We start from the raw sequence: 3592 nt of genomic DNA on the forward strand, positions 1-3592 counted from the left end.
GGGCGTGGCGGAAGCGAGGAGGGGACCTCGCCGCCCGGGTTGTTCGCGACGGGTTCCGGGGCCGGTTCCGGGGCCGGGGGCTCGACCGGTGCCGCCACCAGTTCCGAGCCGACCGGCCCGAGGTTCACATTCGCGCGCGAACAGGGTTCGCACCGGCCGTACGCGTCCCAGGCACGTCCCACGTGACACTGCGAGCAACTCATCGTTCCCACCCGCTCCCCGGCACAGCCGGACACCAGTTCCCCCGGCTTGCCGGATCGTATGCCGGCCGGCACCCCTCGGGCCAGCACGAAGAGGCTCCGGAACCCTTCCGGGGAGGATGTACCGTCCAACCGGCCTCTCCCCGTGACCCGCGCGTGCACGGGACGGCGGCCCGGGGCGCGGATGGTCCGCCTCCGGCCGGCCGGGAGCGGGGCGCGGCCGGTGGGGGCGTTCGCGGCGAACGGTCCGGCCCCGTCCCGGCGTGCCCGAGGGGGCGCGGGAGACGGCGGGTTAGGCTCGACGCATGGAGTCTCTGGCGATGATCGAGCAGTGGCCGGTGCCCCGGGCGGCGGCGGCCGTGATCCCGGCGGACGGCGGGCCGGTCGCGTTCCACGGGCCGGTCGGGGAACGGCTCCCCCTGGCCTCGGTGACCAAGCCGTTGGCGGCCTGGGCGATGTTGATCGCGATCGAGGAGGGCGCCATCGAGTTGGACGAGCCCGCCGGTCCGAAGGGCTCCACCGTTCGACACCTGCTCGCCCACACCTCGGGGCTCGCCTTCGACGAGCGGCGGGAGATGGCCGAACCGGGCACCCGGCGGCTGTACTCCAACGCCGGTTTCGAGGTGCTGGCCGAGCATCTGGAGGCGGCGGCGGGGATGCCCTTCGCGGAGTACCTGCGCCAGGCCGTGCTGGAGCCGCTGGGGATGACGGCGACGGAACTGCGGGGCTCCCCCGCCAAGGACGCCGTCTCCACCGTGGAGGATCTGGCGCGCTTCGCCGCCGAGGTCCAGGCGCCCCGGCTGCTGGACCCCGCCACCGCGGCGGAGGCGACCCGACCGGTGTTCCCGGGGCTGAACGGGGTGCTGCCCGGCTTCGGACAGCACAAGCCGAACGACTGGGGTCTGGGCTTCGAGATCCGGGGGAACAAGTCGCCGCACTGGACCGGCGCCCTCTCGTCCCCGCGGACCTTCGGTCACTTCGGTCAGTCGGGGACCTTCCTGTGGGTGGATCCGGACGCCCGGGTGGCGGCGGTGGCCGTGACCGACCGCGACTTCGGTCCGTGGGCCGGCGTGGTGTGGCCCCGGTTCACCGACGCGGTCCTGGAGGAGTTGCGGGGCACCGCGGACGGGGAACGGGAGCCGGCCGCGGCGGACGCCGGCTGACACGGATCCCCGGGAGTGAGGGGGAACGGGCGGCCGGGCCCGGGGTCCCGGCGGGGACCACTACCGCGGAGGCGACCAGACCAGGAGTTCCGTCCCGGCCTCCGCGGCGACCGCCGTCACCGTTCCGGCGTCCGCGATCCGCGCCGCGTCCCCCGCCACCGCGTACCGCGTGTGCTCTCCCGCGGCACCCCGGTCACGGAACTCCACGGACCCCGACGCCACGTGCGCGTAACACCACTCCCCCGCCGGCAGGTCGCACCGTTCCCCCTCGCCGGGGCGGTGGACCGTCAGGGCGGCCCCGGCCCGTGACACCGGGTACGGCTCCCCCGTCGGCAGGGCCCGCACCACGCGGTGCTCCGGCTCCCCCGGCTCGCCCAGCGGCGTCAACCAGAACTGGAGGAACCGCGCGGGCACCGACCCGGCGTTGCGCTCCGTGTGCCGCACGCCGCTGCCCGCGCCGAGGACCTGGAGATCACCGGGGCGTACCACCACCGGGGGGCCGTCGGGGCTCTCGTGCGTCAACTCCCCCTCCAGCACCCAACTGACGATCTCCACACCACTGTGCGGGTGCTCCTCGAAGCCGGCTCCGGGGGCGAGGCGTTCCTCGTTGGCGGCGATCAGCCGCCCGAACCCCAGGTTCGCCGGGTCGAAGTGGGCCCCGAAGGAGAAGGCGTGCGACGACTCGATCCCCGCCGCCGGATCACCGCCCGGATACCGCTCCCCACCCCGCCACACGCGCATCACGAACCCAACATAGCCGCTTCCGGTCCCCGCGCGCCGAGGTCACCGCTCAGTCCCGGTCGAGCTCGGAGATCACGGTGCTGCCGGTGGTGGCCCCACCGTCCGCCACGAACTCGGAGCCGATGGAGAATGTCGCCTCCCGCAGGAGGAACACGATCATCGCGGCCGGCTCCCGCGGGGTTCCGAAACGGGGAAGCGGCTGCCCCGCCACCACCGAGTCGTCCATACCCGCCGTCATCGGGGTGTCGATCGGCCCGGGGTGCAGGGAGCACACCCGCACACCGTCCCGGGCGAACTCCAGGGCCGCCGTCTTCGTCAGACCCCGCAGAGCCCACTTGCTCGCGACGTAGGCGCCGAGGTCCGCGTACCCCATGAGCCCCGCCGTGGAGGAGACGTTCACCACCGCGCCCCCGCCGGCCCGGCGCAGATGGGGGAGGGCCGCGCGCATGCCCGGCCAGGCACCGAGGAGATTGACCTCCCACACCCGGCGGAATTCCTCCGGTGTCTGCTCCTCGATGCTCCCGATGGCCAGAATTCCGGCATTGTTGACCAGACCGGTGATCGGACCCCGGGTCCGGGCGGTTTCCCGAAACACCCGTTCCCATTGCCCGGGCTCCGTCACGTCCGGATGACGGTGTTCCGCCGGCGGTCCCGGTTCCTCCGCCAGGCGGGCCGCCTCATCGTCCAGGACATCGGCGATGACCACCGCACATCCGCGCTCCACCAGCAGGCGCGCGGTGGCCGCGCCGATTCCCCGGGCGCCCCCCGTCACCACCACCGTTTCCTTCTCCGATGTGCGCACATCCACTCCTTTCCGCTTTTCGTCTTCCGCCCTTCACTCCTTTCCGCCTCACTCTTTTTCGCCTCTTTTCATCTCCTTCCCTCTCTTGTTGTCCCCTGTCGCCGCTTTCCGTTCTCCCCTCTGCTCCCCTCCGCTCCCCGCCCCGTCCGTGACGGACGGGGCGGGGAGCGGAGGGGAGAACGTCATTCGCCGCGGGTCACCTCCACCCGGCGTCCCGACGGCCGCTCGGCCCCCTCGATCGGCGCCCGAACGGTGAGGACTCCCTTGTCGTATTCCGCGGTGATCCGGTCCTCGATGACCCCCCGGGGCAGCTGGACGGCCCGGGTGAGGGACCCGTAGCGGAACTCGGTGCGGTGTCCGCCCCCGTCCCGGCCGCTCGACTCCTCGGTGCGCTCGGCGTGGATGGTCAACGTGCCGTCGTCCACCGTGATCTCGACGTCCTCCTGCGGATCGACGCCGGGAAGTTCGGCCCGCAGCACGTACGCCCCGTTCTCGCGGCCCTCCTCGATGCGGATCGGGTGATCGCCGCCGAACAGCGGGGACTCCGTCGAGAGGGTGTCGAACCAGTCGGACCACACGGGTCGAAGAGCTGGGAACCCGCGGATGATCTCGCCTGCCATATCCGTCTCCCGGTCCATGGCGCGAATAGGTCTCTCCCCCCGGCCACCCCCTCTCCCACTGTGCTC

4 protein-coding genes are annotated in these 3592 nt (G+C 72.8%); 1 reads left to right on the forward strand and 3 read right to left on the reverse strand.

Features of this window, described 5'->3' with window-relative positions; all coding sequences use genetic code 11:
* The first annotated feature begins 505 nt into the window (after window positions 1-505).
* Window positions 506-1363, forward strand: coding sequence for a serine hydrolase domain-containing protein (locus tag FNQ90_RS16160; protein ID WP_182607031.1), 858 nt, complete (start codon window positions 506-508; stop codon window positions 1361-1363).
* A gap of 60 nt (window positions 1364-1423) precedes the next feature.
* Here FNQ90_RS16160 and FNQ90_RS16165 read toward each other — a convergent pair whose 3' ends face one another.
* The 3 genes from FNQ90_RS16165 to FNQ90_RS16175 all read right to left on the reverse strand — a co-directional run bounded on the left by FNQ90_RS16165 (window position 1424) and on the right by FNQ90_RS16175 (window position 3526).
* Complete coding sequence (locus tag FNQ90_RS16165; RefSeq protein WP_182607032.1) at window positions 1424-2104, reverse strand: pirin family protein; 681 nt, start codon at window positions 2102-2104, stop codon at window positions 1424-1426.
* A gap of 49 nt (window positions 2105-2153) precedes the next feature.
* The gene (locus FNQ90_RS16170; protein ID WP_323380000.1) at window positions 2154-2906 is read right to left on the reverse strand and encodes an SDR family NAD(P)-dependent oxidoreductase; all 753 of its coding nucleotides are present in this window, start codon (window positions 2904-2906) and stop codon (window positions 2154-2156) included.
* 182 nt (window positions 2907-3088) lie between these two features.
* The gene (locus FNQ90_RS16175) at window positions 3089-3526 is read right to left on the reverse strand and encodes an Hsp20/alpha crystallin family protein (protein ID WP_182607033.1); all 438 of its coding nucleotides are present in this window, start codon (window positions 3524-3526) and stop codon (window positions 3089-3091) included.
* Between the last annotated feature and the right edge of the window lie 66 nt (window positions 3527-3592).

The sequence above is a fragment of the Streptomyces alkaliphilus genome (assembly GCF_014141535.1).
In the GTDB taxonomy this organism is placed as follows: Bacteria; Actinomycetota; Actinomycetes; order Streptomycetales; family Streptomycetaceae; genus Streptomyces; species Streptomyces alkaliphilus.